Genomic DNA, 26,700 nt, shown 5'->3' on the forward strand with positions numbered 1-26,700 from the left:
CCGCCTCACGACAGCCACTTCCGCAGGGGTTCCAGGACCAGGGTGACGAGGCGCTGGCGGCGCAGGGTGAACCGGGCGTTCATGAGCATGCCGGAGCGCAGGGGCACCCCGGCCCGCCGCGCCGCGGCGGCGTCCAGCAGGTCCATCTCGGCCCGGAAGGCCGGCCCCGCAAGGGCCTGAGCCTCGCCCAGGGCCTCGGCCACCTCGAAGGGCGAGGCCAGGTCCGCGCTGATCCGCCGCACCCGGGCCCGCACGGTGCCGTATTCGGCGTAGGGCAGCTGGTCCATCTCCAGGCGGGCCTCGTCGCCCTCCTTGACGAAGGCCCGGTCCTTCTCCGCCAGGAAGCACACCGCCCGCAGGGGCAGGTCCTGGGGCACGACCTTGCCCAGGGCCCGGCCGGGGGCGACCACGTCCCCGGGGCGCACCAGCAGCGCCTCCACGACGCCGTCCCGGGGCGCCCGGACCTCGGTCTGGGCCAGGGCGTAGGCGAGGCTCCGCTCCCGGGTCTCGGCCTCGCGGATGGTGCGGGTGCGCGACCACAGGCAGTCCTGGCGCTGGTGCTCCAGGTTCGCCAGCTCCTGGCGCGCGAGTTCCAGGGCCTGTTCCAGGGCGCCCAGGGTGCGCTGGGCCTGGGCCTGGGCCTCCCGGGCCTCGTCGGCCTGGGCGTGGCTCAGGATCCCTTCCCGCTCCAGCACCTGGCTTGCCCCGAGGCGCTGGTCGAAGCGGGCAACGCTCCGGCCCTGGTTGGCGATCTGGTCCTCCAGGCGGGCCATGCGGGCCTGGAGGTTCCGGCACTGGCGGTCCCAAGCCAGATCCTGGCTCCGGTTGGAAGCCCGGAAGTGATTGCGCACCGCCTGGGCGCCCTGGCGCGCCTCGAACAGCCGCGCCTGCACTCCCGGCGCGTCGATGCGCGCCAGCAGGTCCCCGGCCCGGACCTCCTGGCCGGAGTGGACCCGCACCTCGGCTACGGTGCCCTCCACCTGGCAGAGCAGCATGGGGATGCCCGCCTCGGGATGGAGGATGCCCCGGCCCCGGCCGTTCACCTCCACCCGGCCCACGCAGGCCAGGACCACCAGTGCGCCGATGCCGGCGAGGAGGATCCAGAGCAGGATCCAGGTCCAGGGCGGCGAGACCCGCGCCAGGGTGCGCCCCTCCTCCAGGTCCAGGTAGTGTTCCAGGGCCTCGGGGCGAAACAGGCCGCTCCCTTCGTCCATCGCAATCTCCCAGGGAGGCCCCGCGGACCGGTCTTCCACCGCTGGGTGGGTCCAGCCGGAGGAAAGTTCTGGGCGGTGGAGGGAGAACCTTCGGGACCCAGGCGCCATCTGGGTGGGAGCCGGGGCGACCCGCCCCCGTGCCAGGAGGCGCCATGGAACGATCCGACCTTCCCTTCCCCTTTCGGTTTGCCCAGCGTCCCCTTCCGTTCGAGGACCGTTCGGGTTGGCGGCGGCTCCCGACCCTCAAGGGACTGTCCCGGATGAGCGAGGAGGAACTGGCACTCGCGAAGGGCGGCATCGCTTGCGGCTTGACCGCGGTGCACACGACGGGGACCATCACCAACTTCGGCGGACGCTCCGATGTAACCCGGGTCGACACCACGCACGTCCTGGACAACCGGTGACCCGGGTCCTGGTGGTTACGGACGCCCAGGACGACACGGCCAACGCGGTCGTGGCGACCCTTCACCAGCGGGGCACGCCCTGGGCACGTCTGAACCTCGCCGACTTTCCGGAGCTCGCCAGCATGACGTTCGATCCGCTGGATCCTTCCGGATGCGGAATCAAGGATCCTGATGGGGATCAGGTGTGTCTGAACGAGATCACTGCGGCCTGGATCTGGCATCCCCAGACGTTCCGCCCCTTGCCGGGCCTGGAAACGGCCCAGGCGGCCTTCGTCGACGAGGCCTGTCGATGCGCATGGCGACTGCTGGGGGAGTGGCTTGAGGACCATGCCTTCGTGGTCAACCGCCCGGGGGCAGAGCTGCGTGCCGACGACAAAGGCCTGCAGTTGCGCACGGCGGCGGCGGTGGGCCTGGCCATTCCGGAGACGCTGGTGACGAACGACCCGGACCAGGCCAGGGCCTTCTGCTCAAGCCACCCCGAAACCGTCTTCAAGCTCCTGAACAGGCCACGGATCGACTATGGGGACCGGGCCGCATGGATCGGAACCCGGCTCCTGGATTCCGGCGATCTGGAGGCCCTGGAAACCCTGCGTCACTGCCCGGGCATCTTCCAACGGAGGATCCCGAAGCGCTTCGATCTGCGGGTCACGGTGGTGGGAGATCGCCTCTTCCCGGTGGAGATCCACTCCCAGGATGATCCAAGGGCCTTGGTGGATTTCCGCCTGGCCCTGGCCGATGATCCGGCGGCTCTTCTCCACGCCGTCCACGAACTGCCCGCGGAGGTGGCCGGGCGGATCCGGGCCCTCATGCGAGCCCTGGGACTGGTCTTTGGTGCGCTCGACCTGGTGGTGACGCCAGTGGGCGATTACGTGTTCCTGGAGGTGAACCCGTCGGGACAGTTCGGCTGGATCGAGGGGCAAACTGGGTTGCCCATCCTTGCCGAACTGGTGGGTGTCCTGGAACGGGGGCGGCCATGAGCCCCGCCCGCATCCTTCTCCTGGTCCTTGCGGCGGCCATGCCGGGCCGCTCCGAGGACGGGGACGAGGAGATCCGCCGACTTCTGGCCGAGGACCAGACCTGCCGAATCTCCGGGGCCTACGACGACCCTGCGCGCGCCCAGGGGTTCCTGCGGGAGGACAAGATCCGCCGGTGCCGGGCGGCCCTGGCCTATCTGCAGGACCGGATCCGCGACCCCCATACCTTTCACGACGTCTCGGTGATCTTCCAGCACGGCGACACGGTGGACGACACCCTGGTGGCGCGCGAGATGGGCCTCCTTTCAGCCTTCCATGGCCGCGGTTCGGGCATCATGGCCTGCGCCGAGGACCGGCTGCTTCAGAGGCTGGGGCGGCCCCAGCGGTTCGGCACGCAGTACGGCGGGGGGCCGGAACCGCACCTGGACCTGCGGGAGGTGGATCGGGGCCCCTGGTCGGTGACGGACAGCCTGCGACTGGATTGCATGGTTCCACCTCTGGGGCTCGCGGCTACCCACGGTCCCGCCCAGGCCGGGGAGGCCGCCTGGCCCGTCATCGAGGCCCACGGCCGGGCCCGGGCCGACGCAACGGGGAAGGCTATCTGGGAGACCGACCCCGCCCGCAGCGTCGTCCGCCCACGCCTGGATGCCCTGGGCCGGGTCCGTCTTTCGGCCTGGAACCGAGGCCGGATCCGCAACGAGCTGCTGCGCCTCCATCGCCAGGGTGGGCTGTGGCTTCCCGCGGACTACGCCGATGCGGCCACCCTCCTGCTGTCCTGCGGCAGGGAACCGGTCCACTTCCTCCTGGCCAACGAATGGGCGGCGGTGTCGGTCATGCGGGGACATGCCGGGGGCTGGGCCGCCTTCGCGCGCACCTGGGACCGGTTCGCCGTCAGCGTGGGGCTTGAGCCGCGGTACGGCAGCGACGGTACGCTCCTGGCACCCTCGGTGGCGCCGGCCCTGGAGCGTCTTCTGGCCGAGGGTTTCCAACTTCAAAGCAAGCCGGGGAGAGCCTCAGCAACCAGATGCCTGAAGTCTGCTGCTGCCGACCTGTTACCCGGTGAATCCGGCAAACTCCATCAAAGGGCCTATCGCCGAGGCGCCGAAGACGCCGAGGATCGCCGAAATAAAGAAGATCTTTTCCCGGCGAACCTCGGCGTCCCGGCGCCTCGGCGATAGTCTTTCCATTTCAAACGGCCTCGAAGACGGGATCAGGACGGCCTTCGACCACCCGTCCCAAGCCCCTATCCAAGAGCATCTTGGCCTTCGCCTCAAACAGATTGTCTCGGCACCTTCAACTGCTGACTCCGGCCTCCGGCCGCGGCCTCCCCACCCAGGCGTAGAAGCTCGGCAGCGCAAGGAGGGTGAAGAGGGTGCTGGTCACGAGGCCGCCCACCATGACGATGGCCAGGGGGCGCTCCAGTTCGCTGCCACCGATGCCGAACAGCATGGGCATCAGGCCGAGGATGGCCGCGCCGGCGGTCATGAGCTTGGGGCGCACCCGGCCGAGGCTGGCCTCCTTGAGGGCCTCGTGGAAGGGCAGGCCTGAGGCGGCCAGGTGCTTGGCCTGGGTGATTAGCACCAGGCTGTTCTGCACCGCCACCCCGAACAGCCCGATCATGCCCACGATGGAGCTGATGTTCCAGGATTCGCCCGCGAGCCAGAGCGCGAACAGGCCTCCGGCGAAGGCGTCGGGCAGGGTCAGCACCACCACCATGACCTCCCGCCAGCGGCCCAGGGCGGTGTAGAGCAGGCCCACCACCAGGACGAGGGCCGCCCCGATGGCCACCCCGAGGCGTTTCTGGGTCTCCCGGGCCTCCTCGATCTTGCCGCCCAGCTTCACGACGGTGCCCCTGGGGAGGGTGATCCCTTTCAGGGCCGAATCGATGCGGTCCGCGGTGCCGCCCAGGTCGCCGGTGGTGCGGACGTTCAGGGCCAGGCGCCTCTGGGCGGCCTCGCGCCGGATGAGGCTCGGCGTTCCCGTCTCCTCGAAGCGCGACACCTGGCCCAGTTCCACGACCCGGCCGTCGTCCAGGACCAGGGGCAGGCGCTTCAGGTTCTCGGGACTGGTGCGTCCGTCATCCGGGAAGCGGACCACCCGCTCGATGCGCTGGGGCCCCTCGAAGCGCGGGGCGGTTTCGCACCCCTGGAGCGCGGCCTTCAGGGTCCTGGCCAGCAGGGGCCTGGGCACGTCCAGGCGCCGCAGCGCGTCCTCGTCGGGCACGACGGTCCACTTCGGCAGGGTTCCCGCCCCCTCGGGGGTGACGGAGGCCACGCCGGGCACCTTCGCGAGCACCTCCTGCACGGCAGGCAATGCCGCCTGGAGCGAGGCCAGGTCGGGGTGGAAGAACTTCACCTGGATGTCGGCGGGGGTGCCGCCGATGCCTTCGGCGATGCGCAGCTGCATGGGGGTGGTCAGTTCCACCGGGTAGGGCAGTTCCTCCGCCAGTTCCGCCACCTCCTTCTGGACCTCGGAGGTGCGGCGCCGTCCGTCCAGGACCACGAGCACGTCCGAGATGGTGTGGGGCATGGGGTCCTCGGTCAATTCGGAGCGGCCTGTGCGCCGGTAGACCGATGACACCCCCTGGAGGCGCACCAGCTTCTGCTCGAGTTGGCCGTTGGCCTCGTCCACGGCGGCGAGGCTGGTCTCGGCGGGGAGGAGGCTGTTGAGCAGCACGGCGCCTTCGTCCAGGGTGGGCAGGAAGTTGGTGCCCAGGTTCATGGCCAGCCACAGGCTCGGGACCGTGAGGCCCAGGGCCAGCACGCGGACGATGGCGCCGTGGCGCATGGCCCATTCCAGGCACGGCCGGTAGAGGCGCTTGAGCGCCTTCACCAGGCCCGGTTCCTCCAGGCGGGAGCCCGGCGGCAGGAACCGTTCCACCAGGGCGGGCACCAGGGTGAAGCTCAGGAGGAGGCTGAGGGTCATGGCGGACGCGATGGCCACGGCCAAGGGCGCGTAGAGCCGGCCCGCGAGGCCGCCGATGGCCAGCAGGGGGATGAAGACGGCCAGGATCACCATCACCGCCGTGAGGATGGGCACGCCCACCTCGGCCGCGGCCCGGGTGAGGGCCACCCGGCGGGGCTCCAGGTGGTCCCGGTGCGCGTGCAGGCGGTGGGCCAGGTTCTCCACCATGATCACGGCGGCGTCCACCAGCAGGCCCACGGAGATGGCCAGCCCGCCCAGGGTCATGGCGTTCAGGCCCAGGCCCGCGGCCCGCAGGGGCAGCGCGGCGCCCAGGGTGGCCAGCGGGAGCACGGCGATGGCGATCAGGGCGCCCCGGAGGTTGCCCAGCAGGACCACCAGCACCAGGGCCACGAAGATCCCGCCCAGGAGCAGGGCCAGCGTCACGCCGTCCAGGGCGTGGGTGACCAGGTTCCCCTGGTCGTACATGAGGGTCAGTTCCATGCCCTCGGGCAGGCTCCGCCGGAGCTCGTCCAGGGCCTTCCGGGTGTCCCGGGCCACCGTCAGCACCTCGGCCGTGGGCTGCTTGACCACCCGCAGGCTGACGTCCTCGTGGCCCTGGTGGCGGGCCAGGCCGCGCCGGAAGGCCGCGCCTTCGCGCACCTCGGCCACGTCGCCCAGGAGGATGGATCCCCGGGGCGTCTTGAGCCGGAGCTTCTTCACGGCCTCGGGTCCGGCCGCCAGGCTCGCGACGGTCATGAACCAACCCTTGTCCTGGATCTCCATGACGCCGGCGGCGGTGTCCTGGTTGCTGCCCTCCAGCGCCTGGACGACCTGGTCCAGGGTCACGCCCTGGAGGCGCATGCGCTCGGGCTGGATGATGACCTGGAGCTGGCGCTCCTCGCCCCCCAGCCGCTCCACGCGCGCCACGCCGGGCACGGCCTGGAGCCGGGGAATGAGCACCCGCTCCGTCTGGTCCCGCAGCGTCATGGGGTCCGTGGCGGGCCCCTCCAGGACGACCTCCATGATCTCCTGGAGCCGCCCCGCCGCGCTGGACATGAGCGGCGCCCGGGTCCCGTCCGGGAAGCCGCCGGTGACCCCGGAAAGGCGCTCGGCGATGAGCTGCCGGGCCTTCCAGGGGTCCGTGTCCCCTTCGAAGGCCACCACCACCTGTACGACTTCCGCCTGCACGGTGCTCACCACCCGCTGGACGCCCGGCAAGCCGCCGATGGCCTGTTCGATGGGTTGGGCGACCGTGAGCTCCAGTTCCGTGGCGGCCCGGCCCGGGCTCTGGATGAGGAGGTTGAGGCTGGGAAGCGTGAGGTCCGGGAAGAGATCCCGCTTCAGGGTGGCGAAGCTGGCCACGCCGGCGACGGCCCACACCAGGGCCAGGGCGAAGACCCAGCCCTTGCGGGGCAGCATCCAGTCGAACCACAGGCGGATCAGCGAGCGGTGCTGGGGCGCGTGGACCGGGGTGGGTTCAGTGGTCATGGCTCTCACCTCCGCTCCTGCGCTTGATCTGGAGGGACTTCAGGAGGTAGGCGCCTTCGCCCACCACCGTCTCGCCGGGCTTTACGCCTTCCAGCACCATCACGTCGGTGCCCAGTTCGGGGCCCCGGCGCACCGGGCGGAACTCCGCCTCCTCGCCCTCCTTCACGAAGACGCCCCAGGTGCCTTCCACCTGCTGCAGGGCGCCCTGGGGCAGGACGACCGTCGTGGCCAGGGGAACCCGCACCTCCAGCGGCGTGCCGGGGATGGGCAGGGGGCCTCCCGACAGGCGAAGGCGGTAGCTCAGGCGCCGGGTGTCGGCGGTGAGGGTCATGGGGACGCCTTCGAGGCGGGCGACCCAGCGCTGGCCGTCGGCTTTCCGGGCTTCGGTGGTGGTGCCGGGGCGCCAGTTCTGCGGCGCGGGCAGCGGAAGCTCCAGGCGGGCAATGGCCGCGGCGGAGGCCTGGAAGCCTCCCAGGTCCTGGCCGGCCTCCACCCCCTGTCCCAGCTGGACCCGGTAGGCCGACACGGTGCCCGCCCTGGGGGCCCTCACCATCAGGGTGGCCCCCGCGGCCTCCGGCTTCTGTCCCCGGGCCTCCAGGGCAAGCCGGGCGGCATCCTCATCCGCGCGGGCGGTGGCGGCTTCGCTCCGGGCCGCCTCCAGGTCCCGCCGGGCGCCTGCCTGGGCCTCGAAGAGCCGCTGCTCCCGGGCCAGTTCGGCGTCGGCCCGTTCGCGCTTCGCGCGGCTGGACAACCAGTCCGCCTTGAGGCGCGCCAGTTCGGGACTCTGGAGGGTGATGAGCCCGACGCCGGCGGCGACCCGCTGGCCCGGGGCGGCCTGGATCCCGGTGACGATGCCCTTCACGGGGCTGCTGAGGATGGCCTGGGCCGCCTCGTCCCCCATGGCCTCGGCGGGGTACCACGCCCCTTCCGCCCGGGGTTCGGGAACCACGAGGAAGCGCAGGCCGCGGATGTCCTTCAGGGGGAGGTGCGCGCCGGCGTGCTCGTCCTCGGGTTCGTGCTTGGCGGATTCCTGGATCGCTCCGGATCTCTTGGAACATCCGATCCCCGCAATCAGCAGCAGGGTCATCGGAATGCTCATCGCATGGCGGTTCATCGGTTCACCTCGGCAAGCAGGGCATCGAGTTCGGCGGCCAGGAGCTGGCGCGCGTGGTGGCGGCGCAGGGCGGCCATCTGGGATTCCAGGAGCTGGCGGCGGATGGGCAGGGCCTCGGAGGGGCGCTCGCGCCCTTCGCGCAGGCGAAGGCCCACGGCCTCGATGGCCGCGCCGAAGTCGGGGACGTCCGGGCCGGAGCCCGCTGCCTTCAGGCGGGTGACGGCCCCCTGGGCGCGGGCGTCCAGTTCGGCGAGGGCCTGGCGGGACGCGGCGCGGTTGGCCTGGATCCGGGCCTCGGTGGCGCTGCGGATGGCGCGGGCCTCCCCCGGCCGGGGCAGGCGAACGGCTACACCGATGCGGGCGACCTTTTCCGGACCTTCGGCGGCATAGGCGCCCCGGAGGCTCCAGCGGCTCAGGTCCTGGGCCTCCTTCAGGCGGAGGCCCCGCTCCTCCAGCCCGGCTTCCGCCTCCAGGGCCTTGCGCAACGGGCCTTCGTGCAGGCGCGCCTGGAGGTCCGCGGCGGGAACCGGTGGGAGGGGACCCGGGTCGGCCAGGGGCTGGGGGAGCGCCGGCAGCTCGGCCAGGGCCGCCAGGGCGCCCCAGGAGCGCGCCTCCTGGGCCCAGGCCTCATCCAGGTCCTGCCGCGCCTTCAGCAGCTCCCCTTCCACCAGGGCGGTCTGGAAGGCCGGATCGGAGCCCGCTTCGAAGCGGGCGTGGGCGGTGCCCAGCCAACGCTCCACGGTGGCGCAGTCCGCTTCCCTGAGGCCCCGCAGGCGGGAGGCGAGCCAGGCGTCCAGGTAGGCCGACCGCAGCCGGAACATCCCCTCCCGGTGGGCGGCCTCCCTCAGCACGGGGTGCGCCTGGCCGAGGGCGCGTTCCAGCTCCGCCCGGACGCGGGTGGAGAGAAAGAGCGGGAGATCCACGTCCACGGCCTTGTCGGTGGTTCCCGGTTCGCCGGGCGTGCGGCGGGGTCCCGCCAAGAGAGAAAGGGTGGGCCCGTCCCGGAGGAAGCCCCGGGTTTCCTGCAGGCGAAGGTGATGTTCGGCCAGCAGGGCGTCGGCGCGCCCCTGGGCGGGGGCCGGCCGGGCCTTGGCCTGGATATCCGGGTAGGTGAGGGGCGCCTGGGCCGCCCCGTGCGCCAGGAGCACGCAGGGCAGGGTGAGGGAAAGGGTCCGCACGGGATCCTCCAGCATCGAATGGGTTGGGAGCGGGCAGGGCGAGGCCCTGCCGGGGTGGGTCGGCGGCCGGATCCTTCAGATCCGGGGCGGCTCCTTCTCCGGTTCGATGACCAGGTCGACGAGGTTCTCGGCCCGCTCCGCTTCGTAGCGGGGGCGCGGCGGCGCGTCGGGGGCGGGGGCGACCGGGGCCTCGGGCACCGGAACCGTGGCGCAGCCGTCGGCGCAGAAGATATGGCACACCGGCGCGCAGTCGTCCCTCACGCTCTCGGCGCAGGGATCCAGGCTCGTGGCCCCCAGGTAGACGGAGGCCAGGCACAGGAGCAGGATGGCCACGAGGCGCCTCATGCCGCGCCCCCCGGGAGCCCAGCGCCAAGGGCCCCGCGCAGGGCGGGGTCTCCGGGCTGGCCGCGCCATTCCGGGGCGGGTTCCGTCATCGTGACCACACTCCATTGAAGCATGGAACGCGCTCCCCGGCCGTGCTCACCGCGCCCCCGGCTTCCTGCCGCAGGCGCAGGAATCCCCGCAGCAGCCCTTCTTCCTCCCTTTCCTGGCCAGCAGCCACACCGCCAGCACCGCCAGGACCAGGACGCCGATCATCTGTCCGCTCATGCGAACCCCAGGGCCCGGCCCACGGTCACGGTGCCCCAGGAGAGCAGCCAGGCCAGCACTAGGCCGTAGGCGACGCTGAAGCCCGTCCAGCGCCAGCTGCGGGTCTCCTTGAGGATCATGCCCACGGTGCCCAGGCAGGGCGTGTAGATGAGGGTGAAGATCATGAAGGCCAGGGCGGTAAGGGGGGTCAGGCCGGAGCGCTCCCGCAGCGTCCGCTGCAGGGGGCTGCCGTCCGGGCCCTCGGTGGCCTCGGCCTTGGCCTGGTGCACCACGGCCATGGTGCCCACGACGATCTCCTTGGCCACGAACCCGGCGGTGAGGGCCACGCCGTCCTTCCAGGCCTCGGGGCGCGTGTGGTCCGGGTCGAGGATGGGGCGGAACACCGGCCGCAGGGCGTGGCCGAAGCGGGCGGCGAGGCTGGAGTTCATGATGCGGCCCTTGTGGGCGAAGGCCAGGTCCTCCAGCTTCTCCTGGGTTTCGGCCTCGGGCAGGCCCTGGGCCAGGACGGCCTCCTCCTGGGCGCGCAGCTCGGCGGCCCAGGCGCGGTTGGTGAGGCCCGGGTAGTTGCTGAGGAACCACACCAGGGTGGCCCCCGCGAAGATCACGGTGCCCGCCTTGCGGAGGAAGACCGACCCTTTCTCCCACATGTGCAGGAGCGTGGTGCGCAGCACGGGCAGCCGGTAGGGGGGCAGCTCCATGACGAAGGGCGTGTTCTCGTTGCGGAACAGGCTCAGGCGCAGGGCCTTGCCCGCCGCGATGGCCAGCACGAAGCCCAGCAGGTGCATGGCCACCACGGCCACGGCGCCCCCCATGGGGCTGAAGAACGCCCCGGCCAGGAGGATGTAGACCGGCAGGCGCGCGGAGCAGGAGATGAGGGGGGAGACCAGGATGGTGATGAAGCGGTCGCTGCGGGCCTCGATGGTCCGCGTGGCCTGGATGGCCGGCGCGTTGCAGCCCATGCCCATGATGAGGGGGATGAAGCTCTTGCCGTGCAGGCCCATGAGGTGCATGAGCCGGTCCATGACGAAGGCCGCCCGGGCCATGTAGCCGGTGTCCTCCAGGAAGGACACGCACCCCATGAGGATCATGATCACCGGCAGGAAGACCACCACCGAGCCCACGCCCGGGATCACCCCGTCCACCAGGAGGCTGGTGAGCTCGCCGGCCGGGAGCCGGGCCGCGGCGGCGTCATGGAGCCAGGCGAACCCGCCGGCGATCCAGTCCTGGGGGATCCTGCCCACCACGAAGGTGAGGGCGTACATCGCCACCATCAGCCCCAGGAAGATGGGGATTCCCAGGAACCGGTGCGTGAGCACGGCGTCGATGCGGTCCGTGGGGGTGCGGCCCTGGCGGTCCTTCCGGACCATGACCTCGGCCATCAGGCCCCGGGCGAAGCCGAAGCGCCGCTCGGCGATGAGCGTGGCGCAGTCGGCCCCCAGGTGGGCTTCGAGGAAGCGCGTGCTGGCCTCCAGCTGCTGCCGGATGGCCTGCCGGGCATGGCTGGCCGTGGCCTGCTCCAGGGCGTCGGTGGCGCCCTCCAGGAGCCGCAGGGCCAGCCACCGCGCGGGGAGGTGCTCCGCGAGCCGCTCATCCCGGCTGACCTCCTCGGCCAGCCGCCTCACTTCGAATTCCAGGTCCTCCCCGTAGGTGACGCGGGGGGGCCAGAGGCTGGGGTCCAGGGAGGGATCCGCCCCGGTGGCGACGCGGTGGAGGGCCGCCTTCAGCTCCGCGATGCCTTCCCCGCGGTTGCCCACGGTGGCGATGACCGGCCCGCCCAGCAGGGCCGCCAGGGCCTCCAGGTCCACCCGGGTCCCCTGGCGCTCCAGGTCGTCCATCATGTTCAGGGCGAACACCATGGGCTTTTTCAGCTCCAGGAGCTGGGTGGTGAGGTAGAGGTTGCGCTCGAGGTTGGAGGCGTCCAGGACGTTGAGGATCACGTCCACCGCCGGTTCCGCCAGGAAGCTGGAGGCGATGCGCTCGTCCTCGCTGCGGGCCGACAGGGAGTAGGTGCCGGGCAGGTCCACCACTTCCAGGGGCAGGCCGGCCTGCTCGAAGGTGCCGCTGCGCTTCTCCACCGTGACGCCGGGCCAGTTCCCCACGTGGTGCCGGGCGCCCGTGAGGGCGTTGAAGAGGGACGTCTTGCCGCAATTGGGGTTGCCCGCCAGGGCCACGATCGCCATGTCGCTACTCCTTTTCTCGCACCGTCAGAAGATCCGGCCCAGGCGCCAGGCCAGGCCCGCGTTCAGGGACAGCCGCGGCGCCCCCTGCGTGAGTCCCGCTTCCACGCCCAGGTCCACGCAGAGGTCGGAGGTGAGGTCGCGCCGCACCGCCAGGACGCTGCTGACCGCGTGGGGCCCCAGCTCCGTGGCCGCCAGGGCGTAGGTGTCCAGGGTGACGTTCCAACGGGGCGTCACGGCGTAAGTGACCGCCAGGGAAAGGGCCGCCTGCCGGATGCGCCCTTCGCCCGAGCAGCGTCCGATCCAGTTGGCGCCCGCGTTCAGGTCCAGGAGCCACCTCCCCTGGACGCGGGACGCGGTGAGGAGCAGGGTGTCGTCGTGCCGGCCGGTGCCGATCCCCTTGGCGACGCTGGCCCGGGGCAGCTTGTGCCAGTGGGCGAAGCCCAGGTCCACCCCGTGGCGGGCCTGGCTGAGGAACAGGGCCTGGCCGCCGATCACGGGGTCGCTGCCGCCCGACTTCCGCTCGCCCTGGGAGTCCTTGCGCAGGGCCGGCCCGCTCCACCCCAGGCGCAGGTCGAACCAGGAGTTGATGCCGAAGTTCAGCTGGGTCGGGACGAACCGGTCCTCCGAGCCGTCCCGGTTCGAGATGCGCTGGACGCCCATCTCCAGTTCCACGACGCCCGGGTCCGTGAGGCCCGCCGACGTGCTGAACAGGGGGCGGCAGGCCTTGGGAACGGGGTCCGCGGGGGGCGTCTGGGCCCCCAGGGGCGAGGCGGTGAGCAGGGCAGACAGGGCGAGGCCGAGGCGCTTCATGGCGCATCTCCTGGTACGAAAGCGGTTGGTTTCTGATTGCGAAAGCGACTGAATCTCAACTTCACCATCAAGACGGTTCAAATACAAGACCCTGGGGTCGCCTTGTGCTTCCCGTCACAGGCACGGGCGAGCCAGCGGTGTGGGCCGCTACCCTGCTAGGCGGGGTGCCCGGCGCGGGCCGGCGCCCGCCCAGGAGGTCGGCGGATGTGGAAGTGGCCCATGACATGGACCTGTGCGCGCGCGGCGGGGTTGGCCCTGGCGGGGCTGGCGGCGGCGGGGCAGGAGACGCCCATGAACAACCGGGCGGTGTGGTTCCGAATCTTTCCCGAGCCGCTGCCCGAGGGGGTGAATTCCCTGGCGCTGGAGGCCAGCAGCCAGTTCCTGCGCACGGGCAGCGAGACCAGTGCGGACGGGCGTTCCAGGGCGGTGCTGGACGGGGAGGACTGGCAGCTCACCGCCGACCTGGCCTGGCCCCTGGGACCCGGGCGGGTGAACGTGCGCTTCCGCGGCGTGAACAGCTCCGGGGGGATCGGCGACGCGGCCGTCGCGGCCTTCCACAAGGCCCTGTCGCTGCCCGACGGGGGCCGGAACCAGGTGCCCCGGAACCGCCTGGACTATGAGCTGGTGGCGAACGGACGCACCGTGGCGGAGCTGCGGCGGCCCGCGACGCGCCTCCTGGGGACCGACGTGGCCTACGCGGTGGGCTTCGGAGACCGCACCGCCGGCGGGCGGGTGGGGGCCAGTCTCCAGCTTCCCACCGGCAGCGACCGGGACTGGTCCACGGACGGCGGGATCAACGGGATGGCCGGGGTGGCCGGCTGGCGCGCCTGGGGCCGCTGGACCCTGCACGGCCAACTGGAGGGCGTGTACCTGGGTCTTCCCGCCGGAAGCGCCTTCCGGGAGGCCATCCCCCGGCGCACCCTGGGCCGGGGCTGGGTGGGCCTCGGGTACCGGGACGACGGGCCCGGCTTCTGGCGGGGCTTCGCCCTGGACGTGACCCTGCAGTACCACCAGAGCCCCTACAAGACCGGCGTGGCCTGGATCGACCTGCCCGGGGTTCAGCAGCACTGGGTGGTGGCCCACCGGGACCTGCCCCGGTGGCGCTTCGGCATCTCCGAGGACGCGGGCAATTTCACGAACCCCGACATCACGCTGTTCGCCATCTACCGGCCATGACGGATGCGCCGTTTGGTGGCCTAATGAACCCATGGAAAAGCTCTTCGAGCCGGATCTCGACCTGGAGCTGGCCCTCTCGGGCGTCGGAGAGGGTCGTCGGGGCCTGAGCCTGACCCTGGCCGCGGGCCTGACCCTGGCCCTGGTGTGGGCGCTGGGCGCCGCGCGCATGCGGGTCGTGGGCCCGGACCGGATCCGGACCCTGGGCGTCCGGCTCGCGCCGGACCAGGTGGTGGAACCCGCCCCCGCGGGGCGCGTCCCGCCGGAAGCCCCGCCGTCGAGCCGGCCCGGGGACCCCGCCGGCACGGGGACCGTGGATCCGGACCTTCTGAGGTACCGGGACCTCCAGCCGGGCCTGGCCCGGGCCTCCAGCTTCACGCCGGATCTCGACCTGGCGCCCCGGGGCCTGCCCACGGAAGCCACCGTCCTGGACGTGCCCCCGGGCCTGCCCCTGGCCCGGGGCGGCAACGGCATGGCCCGGGGGGACGGCGGCGGCCCCAGATCCTCCTCCGCGGCCTCCCCGGCCCGGAGGATCCTGGCCACGCCCGTGGACGACGACGAGTTCCGCATCGTTTCCCAGCCCATCCCGGTGGTCAAGGGGACCGTCCGCGGCCTCACGGGCTCGGTCCTCGTGCGCCTTTCCATCGGGGCCGACGGGGTGCCGCTGTCGGCCACGCCCCTGGGGGGCCCCCCCGCGACCTGGCCCAAGATCGTGGAGACGGTGCTCCTCTGGCGCTTCCACGTGCCCGAGCGCATGCGGGCCCAGGCCCCCATCCGGCTCGACGTGACCTTTTCCCTCCGGACGCTCTGAACCTCGCCGGCGGGTGGCGGACAACGCCGGGGCGGGGTATCGTGGATCGGTGCGAATCCTTGCAGGCCCGACCCATGCCACGCTCCGGGCGGCGGAGGGCTGAATGTCCACCGGCGCCCAGATCCGCGATCCCGCCCGCATCGCCGAGGCGCTCCGCGACCTCGCGGCGACCGGGGCGGAATTCCCCATCAAGGTGGAGGGCACCCGGACCCTGCCGTACACCGCCGTCCTGCTGAAGGTGGAGGCCGGGTCCGGGGACCTGGTCCTGAAGCTGCTGAGGCCGCTGCCGCCGGCCCTGGCCGAGGGCGCCCTCTTCGAGCTGGTGTTCGCCACCCTGGGCAAGCGTCTGGAGGGGCGCCTGCGGTTCGTGGGACGGGAAGGCTACCTGCAGTACCGGTTCCAGGGCCCGCCATCCCTGACGGCCTCGGATCGCCGGCTCTGGAAGCGCTACCCCTTCCGCCCGCGGGAGAACTTCTACGTGGCCGGACAGGACTCGGAGGTGCCCGGCCACGGCTTCACGGGGCCGCTGCTCAGCATGTCCATGGGGGGCCTGGCCTTCCGGGTGGACCGCATGGTCCGGCTCGACGACGGGATGCCCCTTTCGCCCCACGCGGCGCTCGTCGACCAGGGGATGATCCTCAGTCTGCTGCGGGTCAGCGGCTTTCCCAAGGGCGATCGCCTGGAGCTCCGCGGGCAGGTGGTGCGGGTGCAGCAGGCGGATTCCGAGCTGCAGCTGGGCATCCAGTTCATGGGCATGGGCGAGGCCGACAAGCTCCTTTTGTCCCGGTTCCTGGAACTGCGTGACCGCCAGAGCGGCCTGTCCTCGGGCGGCTACCGCCCCGAGGCCGACCTGATCGAGGCGTTCGCGCCGGAACGGGAGCCGGCGCCCCCGGCCCCCGTTCCGGCGACCCCCGCGCCGGGCTTGGAGGCCCTGGCCGCCCTGGACCGCAGGTGCGCCCGGCTCCTCCTGGTCGGCCCCCCGGGCGAGGACCGCCAGCGCCTCGAAAGCAACCTGCGCGCCGCGGGGTACGGGCGGTTCGAGACCGCCCCGGACCTCTACGGGGCCCACGCCCTTTGGAAGGACCCCGGGTCCGCGCCGATCCGGATCCTGGTGGTGGACCTGGAGCCCAGCCGCGCCGAGGGCCTGGAGCCGGTCGGCGCCGTGCGCCGCCTGGAACCACTGCTGCGGTCGTTCGGGGACCTGCCCATCGCCTTCGTCACCCGCGAGGCCGACCCCATGCTGGACCTCCTGGGCAACCCCGGATACAAGGGCCTGGCCCTGGCGGGCACGGGATGGGAGGAACTCCTGCCCTAGGGGACGGAAACCTCTTCGAGGGTGTTCCCTTCGCCCAGGAGCGGGGCCAGGGAACCCGCGGCCAGAAGCAGCCCTCCGGCGGCGTTGCCCTGCACCAGGCAGTGGTCCATGGCCAGGGCGGCCTCCAGGTGGCAGGCGATGCCCAGGGACGCGCCGCCCACCACCCGGGTGCCCGTGAGCCGCGCGGAGCCGCCCCGGTGCAGGAGGAGCCCGGGCTGGCCGTTGCCGGCCACTTCGCAGGAGGCCAGGTCCACCCGGCCCCCGTCCACCGCGCACAGTCCGAGCCCGGGGTTCTCCGCCACCCGGCACCCGGTGAGCTGGACCCGGGCGCCCTCGGTGGCGTGCACCCCGGCCAGTCCATGGCCCGTGACCTGGCAGTCCTCCAGCGTGGTCTCGGCCCCTTCCAAGGCCAGCACCCCGGCCGAGCCGCTGCCTTTGAACTCGCAGCGCGTGAACCGGGAGGAACTGCGGGGCCCCAACTCCACCGCGCCGCCGGCGTGGTCCTCGAAGGCGCAGTCCAGGACCGTGGCCTGGGCCCCGGCGTGGACCCTCAGGCCCAGGCCGGGGCCCGTGACGCGCGCGGACGTCAGGGTTGTGTGCCCCGAACGCAGGTCCGCGGCCGGCCCGGAGCCCTCTCCCCGGAAGGTGATTCCCCGCACGTCGCAGCGGGGCGCGTCCACCGTGAGGCAGGGGCCCGCGGGGGACGCCACGACGATCTGGGCGGGGTCGCCCGCGCCCTGGAGGGTGAGCTCCTTGTCGATGACCAGGGCCTCCCGGTAGACCCCCGGGAGCACCTCGATGATCGCCCCGCTCCGGGCCTTGCGCAGGGCCACCCGGAGGCTGAGGCAGGTGGCTCCGCCGCCCCGGCCCACCACGATGCGCTGGGGCGGGGCCGGGGCCTGGGGCGGGGCGGCCAGGGCTTCGCGCAGGGCCGAGGCCAGGTCCTCGGCGTGGGCGTAGCGCAGGGCGGGGTCCTTGGCCAGGGCCCTGTCCATCACGTCCACCACCGCCCGGGGCACGTCGCGAAGGTGGTCCGGGGGGAGCTCGCGGGGGGGCTTGTGGAGGATGGCGTTGAGGATGGCGGTGGGGCCGTCGCCCGTGAAGGGCCGGTCCCCACCCGAAAGGATCTCGAAGATGATGACCCCGGCGGCGAAGATGTCCGAGGCGGGGCCGGCCTTGCCGCTCTCCAGGTACTCCGGGGCCATGTAGCTGACCGTGCCCATCCAGGTGCCCTGCTCGGTGAGGCTGGAGCGGTCCACGCTGGCCACGCCGAAGTCCAGCAGCTTGGCCACGGGGCGCTTGCCCTTTCCGCCCACGAGGATGTTGGCGGGCTTGACGTCCCGGTGGACGATGCCCCGGGCGTGGGCGAAGCCCAGGCCGTCGCAGGCCTGGGCCAGGGCCTCCAGCAGGTCGGCCCGGGAATGGGAGCCGCGCTGGATGAGGGTGGCCAGATCCTCCCCTTCGTGGAATTCCATGGCGAGGTAGCAGACCTCCTCCACCATGCCGAAGTCATAAATGGTGATGATATTGGGGTGGTTGAGGGCCGCCGTGGCCCGGGCCTCCCGTTCGAAGCGGGCCTGCCCCTCCCCCTCGAAGGCCGTGCCGGGCCGGATCGTCTTGACGGCCACGAGCCGGTCCAGGACCGGGTCCCGGCCGAGGTACACCTCGCCCATGTTGCCCCTGCCGAGGAGCCGGATGATCTCGTACTTTCCGATGGTCTTGATCATGTGTAACCAATGATAAACACGAATGCACGGTTTAATGGATAAGGGTATCCTCAACTCCCCTCGATCCGTTCAATTCCAGGAGCCAATCATGGGCATTTTCAATCTGTTCTTCGGGCGTCTGAGAATCCGCGGGAAATTCGCGGCGCTGTTCCTGGGCCAGGTGATCCTCCTTGCGGTGGTGGCGCTGACCGGGGCCTTCACCATCAACCGGGTCGTGAACCGCCTGGAGGTGTCCGGGGCGGACCTGGACAAGGCCCGGATGCTCTCCAGCGCCCTCAACGATGTGAACACGATTCGCACCGTCCACGTGTCACTCATCGCCGCGGCCAAGGACGAGGCCTACCAGGCCAAGCGGGGCGAGCGCCTCAAGGACCTGCAGCAGAAGGCCGGCGCCAAGCTGGCCGCCCTGGAGACCGTGGCCTGGGGGCCCGGGGAGAAGGCGCTGGTGACCCAGGGCATCGCCTCGATCCGCAAGTACGACGCCGGGTTCCCCGAGGCCCTGGCCAAGGCCAAGGCGGCCGTGAAGTTCGATCCTGCGCTCATGGAGGCCAACGTGCAGGACCAGCGCCTGGGGCGCGAGGGCTTCGAGAAGACCCTTGCCGCCATCGACACGCGCACCCGGGAGGACATCGGCCTCACCTCGGGCTTCGCGGGCCGCATGCAGCTCTGGCTCCTGGGGGGTAGCCTGGTGGCCATCCTCGCGGGCATCGTGATGACCGTGGTGGTCGGGAGGCAGGTGGGCGCCGCGGTCACGGCGATCCGCACCGCCCTGGTGGCCGTGGGCGGGGGCGACCTGACCGCCTCGCCGAAGGTGGACACCCACGACGAATTCGCCGAGATCGCCGGGAGCCTGGACGATCTGACCCGGGGGCTGCGCCAGGACATCTCCTCCCTCGCGGGCATCGCCGAGCGCGTCGCCAGCGGCACCACGGAACTGGCAGCCACCACCGACCAGCTCAACGGCGCCACCCAGGAGATCAGCAAGGGGGCCGAACACCAGCGCGCGGCCATGGAGCGGTCCACCTCGGCGCTCAACGACGTGGCCAGCTCCATCACGGACGTGCGCGGCACCGCGCACGAGACGGACCGGTTCTCCCAGGAGTCCCTGGCCATGAGCGCCCGGGGCCTGGATTGCGCCAAGGGCTCCTCCCAGGCCATGGAGGCCATCGAGGAAAGCTCGGCCAAGGTCGGCCGGATCACCACCGTCATCGCGGACATCGCCCGGCAGACCAACCTGCTCTCCCTGAACGCCGCCATCGAGGCCGCCAAGGCCGGGGCCCAGGGCAAGGGCTTCGCCGTGGTCGCCGAGGAGATCCGCAAGCTGGCCGAGCGCAGCGCCGGCGCGGCCAAGGAGATCAGTCAGCTCATCCAGGAGAGCACCGAGCGGGTCAAGGACGGCGCCGTCTCCACCGCCGCGGTGCGCGAGATCCTGGTGGCCATGGAGGCCAACATCCGCAACCTGTCCAAGGGCGCGGCCCGGGTGACCTCCTCCGTGGAGGAGCAGACCATCTCCTGCAACGAGGTGGTGGAGGCCGTGAGCACCACGTCCCAGCTCACCGAGCAGAACGCCTCGGCCACGGTGGAACTCGCCTCGAGCCTCCACGAGACCTCGCGCACCATCGAGGACCTGGCCCGGCAGGCCGGGGATCTCCACCGCCTCACCGGGAAGTTCCGGCTGGGGGGCGCGAACTAGGGTGGCCCAACATAAAGATTCGGTGTCTTCGGGCAAAGGACCCGTACGGTGCGCCAGGCAAAGCCTGGGCGAGGAGGATGGATGACCTAATTACCTGAAACCTCGCAATGGGACCCGATGGGTAGCCAACCCCATCTGGCAAAGCTGGCCAGCAGCCAGAAGCGAGTCTTGCGTGGTGGTGGGGTGACCCACCCTTCGAAGCGTAGACAGCGAGCGTATAGGCCGTGTGATCGAGCCTCGAAAGTCTTATTACCGTGGGAGCCGACGTTTTCGTACGAACGGAAGGCCGCACCTGAGAGCCGCAACGGCCTGGCTCAAAGGTCCCGCCGGGGTCGCAGAGCAGGGCATGTCCGCAGGGGGTCCCCCAGGAACCTGGGAGGCCCTGTCGTTTCCGCCTGGACCCGTGGTTGGGGACGCCACGATCCAAACAACCCTGGCCTGGACGGGGGGCACCGACCCGATCAGGAGCGAACAACCGGATGCGAAGGCGGTACCGCCAGCCGGAACCAAATGACGGCGGCGGGAAGGGCGGCAGGGAGTCGGAGCAGCTCGTAGTAGCGATGAAGGTGGGGAACCGTTCCGAGGGACCCGCTGGAGCCAAGGGGCTGCCAGATCACGGAATCGTTGGAGGGAAAGACCATGGGAATATCGACTCCCAGCTCGGTCTGCACGAAACAACAACGGATAGCGGAACTGTCCCGGCAAATGCCGGAGGCGGCAATTCGCAGCTTGTCCCACCACATGGACATCGAATGGCTTCAGGAAGCCTACCGGCAAACCCGTAAGGACGGGGCAGTAGGGGTGGATGGCCAAACAGCCCAGGAATACGCGGAGAATCTGGAGGCAAATCTCCAATCCCTGCTGAACCGAGCCAAAGCCGGCGACCCCTACAAGGCCCCTCCGGTGCGAAGGGTATACATCCCCAAAGCGGATGGAACCCAGCGTCCTCTGGGCATCCCCACCTTCGAGGACAAGGTCCTCCAGAGGGCGGTGGTCATGCTCCTGGAACCCCTCTATGAGCAGGACTTTCTGGACTGCTCGTATGGATTCCGGCCCGGGAGGTCGGCGCACCAGGCACTGCAGGCGATCTGGCAGCAGACGATGAACCTGAGCGGTGGGTGGCTGCTAGACGTGGATATCCGGCAGTATTTCGACACGCTGGACCACGGCTGCCTGCGGGAAATCCTGGACAAGCGGATGCGGGACGGAGTGGTAAAGCGTCTGATCGGCAAATGGCTGAAGGCGGGGGTTCTCGACCAAGGATGCATCACGCACCCGGAAACGGGCACTCCCCAGGGGGGTGTGATCTCCCCGACCCTGGCCAACATCTACCTCCACGAAGTGCTGGACGTATGGTTCGAGCGGGAAGTGAAGCCCCGTCTGCGGGGTCAAGCCTTTCTGGTCCGCTACGCGGACGACTTCGTGATGGGCTTTGCCCTTGAGGAAGATGCCCGGCGAGTCCTGGAGGTGCTGCCGAAGCGCTTCGAAAGGTTCGGACTGAGGATCCACCCGGACAAGACCCGGCTGGTGGAGTTCCGGAAACCGAAGGAACCGCGGGACCCCGGAGGGGGACCCGGCAACTTCGACTTCCTGGGATTCACCCATTACTGGGGCAAGTCCCTCAAGGGGGCTTGGGTGGTGAAGCGGAAGACCTCGAAGAAACGGTTCAGCCGCGCCATCAAGGCCACAGGGGACTGGCTGAAGAAGAACCGGCATAACCGGCTCTCGGACCAGCACAAGACCCTGCGCCAGAAGCTAATCGGACACTACAACTACTACGGGATTACGGGGAACTTCAGATCCATCAGGAACTTCGCTCGGGAGGTGAGTCACCTCTGGAAGAAGTGGCTGGGCCGGAGATCCCAAAGGGCAGTCCTGACCTGGGAGGCCATGGAGAAGGTGTTGAAGCGGTTCCCGCTCCCGCCCCCAAGGCTGAAGCGGACAGTGACGCTCATGCCCGCAGCTACTCACGTGATCTGAGGAGCCGGATGCCTTAATCGGGCATGTCCGGATCTGAGGGGGGTCTGGGGCGGCAACGCCCCGGGCCTACCCGACCGGAGCACGCTGAGGCGCTGAGTCTCGCAGAGGAGCCTTCGCAACCCGATGCGCCGACCCATGCCGCCCTGGCCCTGACCGCTATCGCGGTCCGCGCCGCTGCCGCGGCGCGCGGCGGGGTGCGCTTGCCCTTCCGCATGCGAGCCTGTGGCGGGCCAGCGCCCCCCGCCTCGAACGGGCCTGGGCTTGACGCGCCGGATGACGGAATCCACCGGGGAAAGAGGTCCCGCCAGACCTCCTTCCGGGAGAGTTCCTCGTCCCCCAGGAACGTTCCCTGACCTGACTTCTGAACCGAAAGCCGAGGCCAGGCCCGTTCATGGCAGGGTGCGCAGGTCCTTCCACAGGCTCGCATGCGGAAGGACCTGCGCACCCTGCCACGCGCCGCGGCAGCGGCGCGGACCGCGACAGCGGTCAGGGCCTGGGCGGCATGGGTCGGCGTTCTAGATCGCGAAGCCACCTCTGCGTAACTCAGCGCCTCCGCGTGCTCGGCGTACGGGTTCTTTACCCGAAGCTTCCCCAATGTTCCATTTGGGCGAAATGCGGCGCCCTCGCGGCCTTCATTGCGTGGCACGAAGGCTACAACCTGGGTCAGTCCACCTTCCGGGGGGTGTAGGCCTTCATGGGTTCAAGCTTCTTCACGTAGGGGCTGGTCCACAGTTTCTGGAAGATCTCGCCGCCCTGTTTGGCCAGGGCCGGCTGGCGAAGGATGGCCTCCACGTTGCGGGAGGCTTCGAAGTAGTCCTCCTCCCAGTTGCTGGTGCCCACCCAGAGGGTCGCGCCGTCCAGGACCACGTACTTGCTGTGGATGGTGCGGGCGAAGGGGATGTGGCCGGTGGAGGCCTCGGGGATGGAGGCGATGCGCACGTCGATGTTGGGGATCAGGGCGAGGGACTTGAGGTGGTCCAGGCCGCGGCTCTTGAACACCCAGTCCGAGACCAGCAGGTCGACCTTCACGCCGCGCACCGCCGCGGCCCGCAGGGCCCCGTCCAGGGCGGGCCAGTAGTGCCCGCGGGCGACGGGGGAGTAGGTGAGGAGCTGGATGCGGATGCTGGAGCGGGCCTGGCCCAGGAGCTGGACCAGGGCGTCCAGGGCCGGGCGCACGGTGCCCGGGGACAGGAAGGGGGGGCTCGCCACCAGTTCGGCGGGACCCTGGGCGACGGTGACGGGCCTGGGGGCGGGAGGCAGGCTCTTGTCGCCCGCGAAGCGCCAGTCCACCTCGAAGACCTCCTGCAGCCGGTCCACCAGGGCGGGATCGGTGGTGCGGATGCCCAGTTCGTGGATGTGCTCCAGGGCCCGCCAGTCGAAGTTCTGGCTGCCCAGCACCCCTTCCCGGCCGTCGGAGAGGAAGTACTTGGCGTGGAGGATTCCGGTGGAGACCCCCTTGAGGTCGAAGGTCCTGAGCTCAAGGTTCCGGATCCTGCGAAGCCGCGCCACGGAGGCGGGGTCCTGGTCCAGCATGCGTCCGGCGCTCAGGATGAAGCGGATCTTCACGCCGCGCTCCCCGGCGCGCTCCAGTTCCCGCAACACGTCCTCCAGCGCCCCGCCGGGCTCCTGGGCGATGTAGAACTCCGCGAAGTCCAGGCGGGTCTTGGCGCCACGGATGACCTCGATCCAGGCGTCCCGGGCGAAGGCCAGGTCCGGGTGGGCCAGGGGGGTCTCCTTGGGAATCGACTGGATGAGCCGGGTGGTGGGCCCCTGGGCCCAGGCCGGCAGCAGGGCCAGGGCGAGGAGGGCGGAACGGAAGGGCAGGGGTCGGGTCATGGGGCCTCGCAGGGTGCTCCCCATTCTGGACGGTTTCAGGGCCGAAAGGTTGAATCCCGGGAATTTCCAGGTGAAATCCGGGCGGTTCAGACCGCTTTCAGGGCCTGCCTGGCGGCCTTGAGGTCGAAGGCGTCCGCCGCCCAGCCCCGGGGGAAGACGGCGAGGGCCTGGCCATGGTCCGGGTGGCTGGGGTCCTGGGCCGCGGCCAGGGACGCCTGGAAGGCGAAGGGGCCCCCGGAGCCCTCCGGAGGGCAGGCCCGGCGCCCCCCCAGGCACGACGGGCCCCGCAGGGGGGCGTCCGCCAGCAGGCGCGCCTCCACCGTGACCACGTGGGTCCAGGAATCCTCGAAATCGTATTCGTAGTGGAAGGTCTCCCCCTCCCCGAGCCCCAGGCCCGCCAGGGAGACGCGCTCGCCCTGGAGGTCGAAGGCCTCCTCCGAGCCGCTGCGCCCGTATTCGCCGCCCCGGATGCGGAAGACGTGGCCGTGGTCGTCCTCCCATCCGAAGGCGGCCTGGATGGCGCGGTGGAGCCGGGCCAGGCTGAGCGAGGCCGGAACCAGGAGCCGGCGCCACACCGGGGGCCGGGTGTCGGCCAGGAGGACCTTGAGTTGGAACGCGTCCCTTGGATCCCTGGTTGGCATGGCGGCTCCCTGGAATACCCCGGCGGCCCCCGATTCTAGATCCAACCCCGGGTTCTGTCACAATCGGAGAAACGAAATTCCAGAAAGGCGAGGCTACCGATGATCTCGGCCACCGATTCCATCCAGCGGTCCTTCGATTGGATGCGCAAGATCCTGTTCAACCCCTTCTCCCTGGGGACGTGGTGCGCCATGGGCTTCACCTCCTTCCTGGCGTCCTTCCTCAGCGGGGCGGGCATGAACGTGCCCTCCGGAAGGCCGTTCCGGGGCTTCGGGTCCACCGCGAGGAACGTGTCCCCCCTGGGGGGCGTGGACGAGGTGCGGGCCTGGTTCCTGGCCCACCTCGGGCTGGTGGTGGCCCTGGGGGTGGTGGCCCTGGCCTTCGTGGTCCTCCTGACCTGGCTGGGTTCCCGCGGGCAGTTCATGTTCCTGGACAACGTGGTGCATGGCCGGGGCCTGGTGGCCGACCCCTGGAAGCGGTTCCGGCAGCACGGCAACCGGGTCTTCGGGTTCATGGTGGTCCTCCAGGCCGCCGGTCTCGCCGTGGCGGCCCTCGGGCTCTACGCGGGATGGCGCGTGGCGGGCCCCGACGCCGCCGACTTCCATTTCGGTCTCCAGGCCGTCAAGGGCATCTTCACGGCGCTGGCCATCATCCTCCCCCTGGGGTTCGTGGCCATGCTCGCGGGGCAGATCCTCAGGGACTTCGTGGTGCCCGTGATGTACCTGCGCGGCGTGACCGTCACCGAGGGCTTCGGCGTCTGGTGGCGCGAGCTCGTGCCGGGCAACGGCGGCAGCTTCGTGCTCTTCTACCTGCTCAAGCTGCTGCTGGCCATGGCGGCGGGGGCGGCCATCTTCGTGGGGACGTGCCTCACCTGCTGCCTGGCGGGGCTGCCCTACGTCAGCGCCGTGGTGTTCCTGCCGGTGGCGGTGTTCTTCCGGGGCTATTCCCTGGCCTTCATGGGCCAGTGCGGCGAGGCGTGGGACCTTCTGGGGTCCGGTTCCCGCCATTGAATTGAGTTATTGGAACCCAAGGAATCCGAATACTGGTGGACGCGGGGAGGGCCTGGACGCGTAATGGAATTTTCCTAGACCGGAAGGTCCCATGACGCGCCAGCACATCGCCATCTTCGACACCACCCTGAGGGACGGGGAGCAGAGCCCCGGCTGCAGCATGCAGCCCCAGGAGAAGCTTCGCATGGCCCTCCAGCTCGCCGCGCTCAAGGTGGACGTCATCGAGGCCGGGTTCCCCGTGGCCAGCGAGGAGGACTTCGCCGCGGTGAGCCTCGTGGCCCGGCGGGTCAAGGGGCCCGTCATCGCCGCGCTCTGCCGGGCCCTGCCCCTGGACATCGACCGCGCCTGGGCCGCCCTCCGGGAGGCCGAACGCCCCCGCATCCACACCTTCGTCTCCACCTCCGACCTGCACATGGTCCACAAGCTCCAGAAGACCCGGGCCGAGGTGCTGGCCATGACCCGGGAGGGCGTCCGCCGCGCCGCGGGCCTCTGCCCCGACGTGGAATTCAGCGCCGAGGACGCCAGCCGCAGCGACCCGTCCTTCCTGGCCGACGTGGTGGCCTTGGCCCTGGAGGAGGGCGCCACCGTCATCAACATCCCCGACACCGTGGGCTACACCTTCCCGGAGGAGTACCGCAACCTCATCCTCTCCCTGCGGGAGCGGGTCCCCGCCCTGGAGAAGGCCATCATCAGCGTCCACTGCCACAACGACCTGGGCCTGGCGGTCGCCAACACCCTCGCGGCCCTGGAGGCCGGGGCCCGGCAGGTGGAGTGCACCGTCAACGGCATCGGCGAGCGCGCCGGCAACGCCTCCCTGGAGGAGGTGGTCATGGCCCTGCGGGTGCGCGGGGAGCACTTCCCCTTCGAGACCGGCGTCGTCACCCAGGAGCTCTTCCGCACCAGCCAGATCCTCTCCAACATCACCGGCGTCCAGGTCCAGCCCAACAAGGCCATCGTGGGCAGGAACGCCTTCGCCCACGAGTCCGGCATCCACCAGCACGGCATGCTGGCCAACCCCATGACCTACGAGATCATGACGCCCGAAAGCGTGGGGGTTAAGACCAGCAGCCTGGTGCTGGGCAAGCACAGCGGCCGCCACGCCCTGAAGCAGCGCTACGAGGAACTGGGCTATCCCCTGGAGAAGGACACCCTCGAAGGGGTCTACCGGCTCTTCACGGACCTGGCCGACCACAAGCGGGAGATCTTCGACGAGGACCTCATCGCCCTCCTCTACGACGGCATCACCGAGGACCCCCAGACCTGCCGCCTGGTGGCGGTGCAGGCCAGCGCGGGCACCCACTCCATCGCCACGGCCCTGGTCACCCTGGCCTGCGCCGGCGGCGAGACCACGGAGACGGCCTCGGGGGACGGCCCCGTGAACGCCGTGTGCGAGGCCATCAACCGCATCACCGGCCTCCAGGGCGAGATCCAGGACTTCCGCCTGCATTCCGTCACCCGCGGCGCCGACGCCCAGGGCGAGGTCCACGTGCGGGTGAGGTTCCCGGAAGGGGTCTTCACGGGCAGGGCGGCCAGCACGGACATCGTGCACGGCAGCGCCCAGGCCTACCTGGACGCCATCAACAAGGTGCTCCTGGCGCGCACGTGCCGGGAAGCCATGACCGGCACCAACGCCTGACCAGG

General features: G+C 70.7%; 21 protein-coding genes. 10 read left to right on the forward strand and 11 right to left on the reverse strand.

Going from position 1 to position 26,700, the window contains the following annotated elements:
* Positions 1 to 5 precede the first annotated feature (5 nt).
* Positions 6 to 1,214 carry an HlyD family secretion protein gene (locus tag ACZ5LB_RS17220; protein WP_464603435.1) on the reverse strand — a complete coding sequence of 403 codons (1,209 nt, stop codon included), beginning with the start codon at positions 1,212 to 1,214 and terminating at the stop codon, positions 6 to 8.
* 152 nt (positions 1,215 to 1,366) lie between these two features.
* On the opposite strand from ACZ5LB_RS17220, the gene ACZ5LB_RS17225 reads away from it, so the two are divergent.
* From ACZ5LB_RS17225 to ACZ5LB_RS17235, 3 genes are read left to right on the forward strand one after another with little or no spacing between them, the layout of a single operon-like run.
* Entirely contained in the window at positions 1,367 to 1,618 is a 252-nt protein-coding gene (locus tag ACZ5LB_RS17225) for a hypothetical protein (RefSeq protein WP_464603436.1), read from the forward strand.
* Positions 1,615 to 2,595: a hypothetical protein gene (locus tag ACZ5LB_RS17230; RefSeq protein WP_464603437.1), complete on the forward strand. Its 981-nt coding sequence runs from the start codon at positions 1,615 to 1,617 to the stop codon at positions 2,593 to 2,595. The genes ACZ5LB_RS17225 and ACZ5LB_RS17230 overlap by 4 nt, the downstream gene beginning before the upstream one ends.
* Positions 2,592 to 3,770, forward strand: a complete 1,179-nt coding sequence (locus ACZ5LB_RS17235; RefSeq protein ID WP_464603438.1) for a hypothetical protein — start codon at positions 2,592 to 2,594, stop codon at positions 3,768 to 3,770. The genes ACZ5LB_RS17230 and ACZ5LB_RS17235 overlap by 4 nt, the downstream gene beginning before the upstream one ends.
* 115 nt (positions 3,771 to 3,885) lie before the next feature.
* On the opposite strand, the gene ACZ5LB_RS17240 is transcribed toward ACZ5LB_RS17235, so the two are convergent.
* From ACZ5LB_RS17240 to ACZ5LB_RS17270, 7 genes are all read right to left on the reverse strand, one after another.
* Complete coding sequence (locus ACZ5LB_RS17240) at positions 3,886 to 6,984, reverse strand: efflux RND transporter permease subunit (RefSeq protein WP_464603439.1); 3,099 nt, start codon at positions 6,982 to 6,984, stop codon at positions 3,886 to 3,888.
* Positions 6,974 to 8,071: an efflux RND transporter periplasmic adaptor subunit gene (locus tag ACZ5LB_RS17245; protein ID WP_464603440.1), complete on the reverse strand. Its 1,098-nt coding sequence runs from the start codon at positions 8,069 to 8,071 to the stop codon at positions 6,974 to 6,976. The genes ACZ5LB_RS17240 and ACZ5LB_RS17245 overlap by 11 nt, the downstream gene beginning before the upstream one ends.
* A gap of 23 nt (positions 8,072 to 8,094) precedes the next feature.
* Positions 8,095 to 9,276: a TolC family protein gene (locus ACZ5LB_RS17250; RefSeq protein WP_464603441.1), complete on the reverse strand. Its 1,182-nt coding sequence runs from the start codon at positions 9,274 to 9,276 to the stop codon at positions 8,095 to 8,097.
* Between the two features lie 75 nt (positions 9,277 to 9,351).
* Positions 9,352 to 9,621 carry a hypothetical protein gene (locus tag ACZ5LB_RS17255; protein ID WP_464603442.1) on the reverse strand — a complete coding sequence of 90 codons (270 nt, stop codon included), beginning with the start codon at positions 9,619 to 9,621 and terminating at the stop codon, positions 9,352 to 9,354.
* Positions 9,622 to 9,756: 135 nt separating this feature from the next.
* On the reverse strand, positions 9,757 to 9,885 hold the full coding sequence (locus ACZ5LB_RS17260) for a hypothetical protein (protein WP_464603443.1): 129 nt from the start codon (positions 9,883 to 9,885) through the stop codon (positions 9,757 to 9,759).
* Positions 9,882 to 12,065 (reverse strand): ferrous iron transport protein B, encoded by a 2,184-nt coding sequence (gene feoB, locus ACZ5LB_RS17265; protein WP_464603444.1) that lies wholly within the window; start codon positions 12,063 to 12,065, stop codon positions 9,882 to 9,884. Before feoB ends, ACZ5LB_RS17260 begins: the two co-directional genes overlap by 4 nt.
* 24 nt (positions 12,066 to 12,089) lie before the next feature.
* Complete coding sequence (locus ACZ5LB_RS17270) at positions 12,090 to 12,875, reverse strand: transporter (RefSeq protein ID WP_464603445.1); 786 nt, start codon at positions 12,873 to 12,875, stop codon at positions 12,090 to 12,092.
* Positions 12,876 to 13,094: 219 nt separating this feature from the next.
* Between ACZ5LB_RS17270 and ACZ5LB_RS17275 the strand changes: the two genes are divergently transcribed.
* The 3 genes from ACZ5LB_RS17275 (at position 13,095) to ACZ5LB_RS17285 (ending at position 16,174) form a co-directional block, all read left to right on the forward strand.
* The gene (locus ACZ5LB_RS17275) at positions 13,095 to 14,051 is read left to right on the forward strand and encodes a DUF3187 family protein (protein WP_464603446.1); all 957 of its coding nucleotides are present in this window, start codon (positions 13,095 to 13,097) and stop codon (positions 14,049 to 14,051) included.
* 31 nt (positions 14,052 to 14,082) lie between these two features.
* Positions 14,083 to 14,859: a hypothetical protein gene (locus ACZ5LB_RS17280; RefSeq protein ID WP_464603447.1), complete on the forward strand. Its 777-nt coding sequence runs from the start codon at positions 14,083 to 14,085 to the stop codon at positions 14,857 to 14,859.
* 103 nt (positions 14,860 to 14,962) lie between these two features.
* The gene (locus ACZ5LB_RS17285; protein WP_464603448.1) at positions 14,963 to 16,174 is read left to right on the forward strand and encodes a PilZ domain-containing protein; all 1,212 of its coding nucleotides are present in this window, start codon (positions 14,963 to 14,965) and stop codon (positions 16,172 to 16,174) included.
* Here ACZ5LB_RS17285 and ACZ5LB_RS17290 read toward each other — a convergent pair.
* Positions 16,171 to 17,901, reverse strand: a complete 1,731-nt coding sequence (locus tag ACZ5LB_RS17290; RefSeq protein ID WP_464603449.1) for a protein kinase domain-containing protein — start codon at positions 17,899 to 17,901, stop codon at positions 16,171 to 16,173. The genes ACZ5LB_RS17285 and ACZ5LB_RS17290 overlap by 4 nt on opposite strands.
* Positions 17,902 to 17,989: 88 nt before the next feature.
* Here ACZ5LB_RS17290 and ACZ5LB_RS17295 point away from each other — a divergent pair, with 88 nt between their 5' ends.
* Together ACZ5LB_RS17295 and ltrA are read left to right on the forward strand one after the other, a co-directional pair.
* On the forward strand, positions 17,990 to 19,594 hold the full coding sequence (locus ACZ5LB_RS17295; protein ID WP_464603450.1) for a methyl-accepting chemotaxis protein: 1,605 nt from the start codon (positions 17,990 to 17,992) through the stop codon (positions 19,592 to 19,594).
* 729 nt (positions 19,595 to 20,323) lie between these two features.
* Positions 20,324 to 21,574 carry a group II intron reverse transcriptase/maturase gene (ltrA, locus tag ACZ5LB_RS17300; RefSeq protein WP_464602178.1) on the forward strand — a complete coding sequence of 417 codons (1,251 nt, stop codon included), beginning with the start codon at positions 20,324 to 20,326 and terminating at the stop codon, positions 21,572 to 21,574.
* 663 nt (positions 21,575 to 22,237) lie between these two features.
* Here ltrA and ACZ5LB_RS17305 read toward each other — a convergent pair.
* Both ACZ5LB_RS17305 and ACZ5LB_RS17310 read right to left on the reverse strand, forming a co-directional pair.
* Positions 22,238 to 23,410: a phospholipase D-like domain-containing protein gene (locus ACZ5LB_RS17305; protein WP_464603451.1), complete on the reverse strand. Its 1,173-nt coding sequence runs from the start codon at positions 23,408 to 23,410 to the stop codon at positions 22,238 to 22,240.
* A gap of 86 nt (positions 23,411 to 23,496) precedes the next feature.
* Positions 23,497 to 24,051 (reverse strand): plasmid pRiA4b ORF-3 family protein, encoded by a 555-nt coding sequence (locus ACZ5LB_RS17310; protein ID WP_464603452.1) that lies wholly within the window; start codon positions 24,049 to 24,051, stop codon positions 23,497 to 23,499.
* Positions 24,052 to 24,150: 99 nt separating this feature from the next.
* Between ACZ5LB_RS17310 and ACZ5LB_RS17315 the strand changes: the two genes are divergently transcribed.
* Together ACZ5LB_RS17315 and ACZ5LB_RS17320 are read left to right on the forward strand one after the other, a co-directional pair.
* Complete coding sequence (locus ACZ5LB_RS17315) at positions 24,151 to 25,059, forward strand: DUF7544 domain-containing protein (protein ID WP_464603453.1); 909 nt, start codon at positions 24,151 to 24,153, stop codon at positions 25,057 to 25,059.
* Positions 25,060 to 25,150: 91 nt separating this feature from the next.
* Positions 25,151 to 26,695, forward strand: coding sequence for a 2-isopropylmalate synthase (locus tag ACZ5LB_RS17320; RefSeq protein WP_464603454.1), 1,545 nt, complete (start codon positions 25,151 to 25,153; stop codon positions 26,693 to 26,695).
* The last annotated feature ends 5 nt before the right edge of the window (positions 26,696 to 26,700 follow it).

The organism is Mesoterricola sp. MK458, from assembly GCF_055384935.1.

What these genes read in the sequence shown, in the direction of transcription:
- ACZ5LB_RS17280 (WP_464603447.1), top strand. Translation starts at nt 14,083, where the DNA reads ATGGAAAAGCTCTTCGAGCCGGATCTCGACCTGGAGCTGGCCCTCTCG.
- ACZ5LB_RS17315 (WP_464603453.1), top strand. Translation starts at nt 24,151, where the DNA reads ATGATCTCGGCCACCGATTCCATCCAGCGGTCCTTCGATTGGATGCGC.
- ACZ5LB_RS17285 (WP_464603448.1), top strand. Translation starts at nt 14,963, where the DNA reads ATGTCCACCGGCGCCCAGATCCGCGATCCCGCCCGCATCGCCGAGGCG.
- ACZ5LB_RS17235 (WP_464603438.1), top strand. Translation starts at nt 2,592, where the DNA reads ATGAGCCCCGCCCGCATCCTTCTCCTGGTCCTTGCGGCGGCCATGCCG.
- ACZ5LB_RS17225 (WP_464603436.1), top strand. Translation starts at nt 1,367, where the DNA reads ATGGAACGATCCGACCTTCCCTTCCCCTTTCGGTTTGCCCAGCGTCCC.
- ACZ5LB_RS17305 (WP_464603451.1), bottom strand. Translation starts at nt 23,410, where the DNA reads ATGACCCGACCCCTGCCCTTCCGTTCCGCCCTCCTCGCCCTGGCCCTG.
- ACZ5LB_RS17270 (WP_464603445.1), bottom strand. Translation starts at nt 12,875, where the DNA reads ATGAAGCGCCTCGGCCTCGCCCTGTCTGCCCTGCTCACCGCCTCGCCC.
- feoB (WP_464603444.1), bottom strand. Translation starts at nt 12,065, where the DNA reads ATGGCGATCGTGGCCCTGGCGGGCAACCCCAATTGCGGCAAGACGTCC.
- ACZ5LB_RS17310 (WP_464603452.1), bottom strand. Translation starts at nt 24,051, where the DNA reads ATGCCAACCAGGGATCCAAGGGACGCGTTCCAACTCAAGGTCCTCCTG.
- ACZ5LB_RS17320 (WP_464603454.1), top strand. Translation starts at nt 25,151, where the DNA reads ATGACGCGCCAGCACATCGCCATCTTCGACACCACCCTGAGGGACGGG.
- ACZ5LB_RS17275 (WP_464603446.1), top strand. Translation starts at nt 13,095, where the DNA reads ATGACATGGACCTGTGCGCGCGCGGCGGGGTTGGCCCTGGCGGGGCTG.
- ACZ5LB_RS17295 (WP_464603450.1), top strand. Translation starts at nt 17,990, where the DNA reads ATGGGCATTTTCAATCTGTTCTTCGGGCGTCTGAGAATCCGCGGGAAA.
- ACZ5LB_RS17290 (WP_464603449.1), bottom strand. Translation starts at nt 17,901, where the DNA reads ATGATCAAGACCATCGGAAAGTACGAGATCATCCGGCTCCTCGGCAGG.
- ACZ5LB_RS17255 (WP_464603442.1), bottom strand. Translation starts at nt 9,621, where the DNA reads ATGAGGCGCCTCGTGGCCATCCTGCTCCTGTGCCTGGCCTCCGTCTAC.
- ACZ5LB_RS17240 (WP_464603439.1), bottom strand. Translation starts at nt 6,984, where the DNA reads ATGACCACTGAACCCACCCCGGTCCACGCGCCCCAGCACCGCTCGCTG.
- ACZ5LB_RS17260 (WP_464603443.1), bottom strand. Translation starts at nt 9,885, where the DNA reads ATGAGCGGACAGATGATCGGCGTCCTGGTCCTGGCGGTGCTGGCGGTG.
- ACZ5LB_RS17245 (WP_464603440.1), bottom strand. Translation starts at nt 8,071, where the DNA reads ATGACCCTGCTGCTGATTGCGGGGATCGGATGTTCCAAGAGATCCGGA.
- ACZ5LB_RS17220 (WP_464603435.1), bottom strand. Translation starts at nt 1,214, where the DNA reads ATGGACGAAGGGAGCGGCCTGTTTCGCCCCGAGGCCCTGGAACACTAC.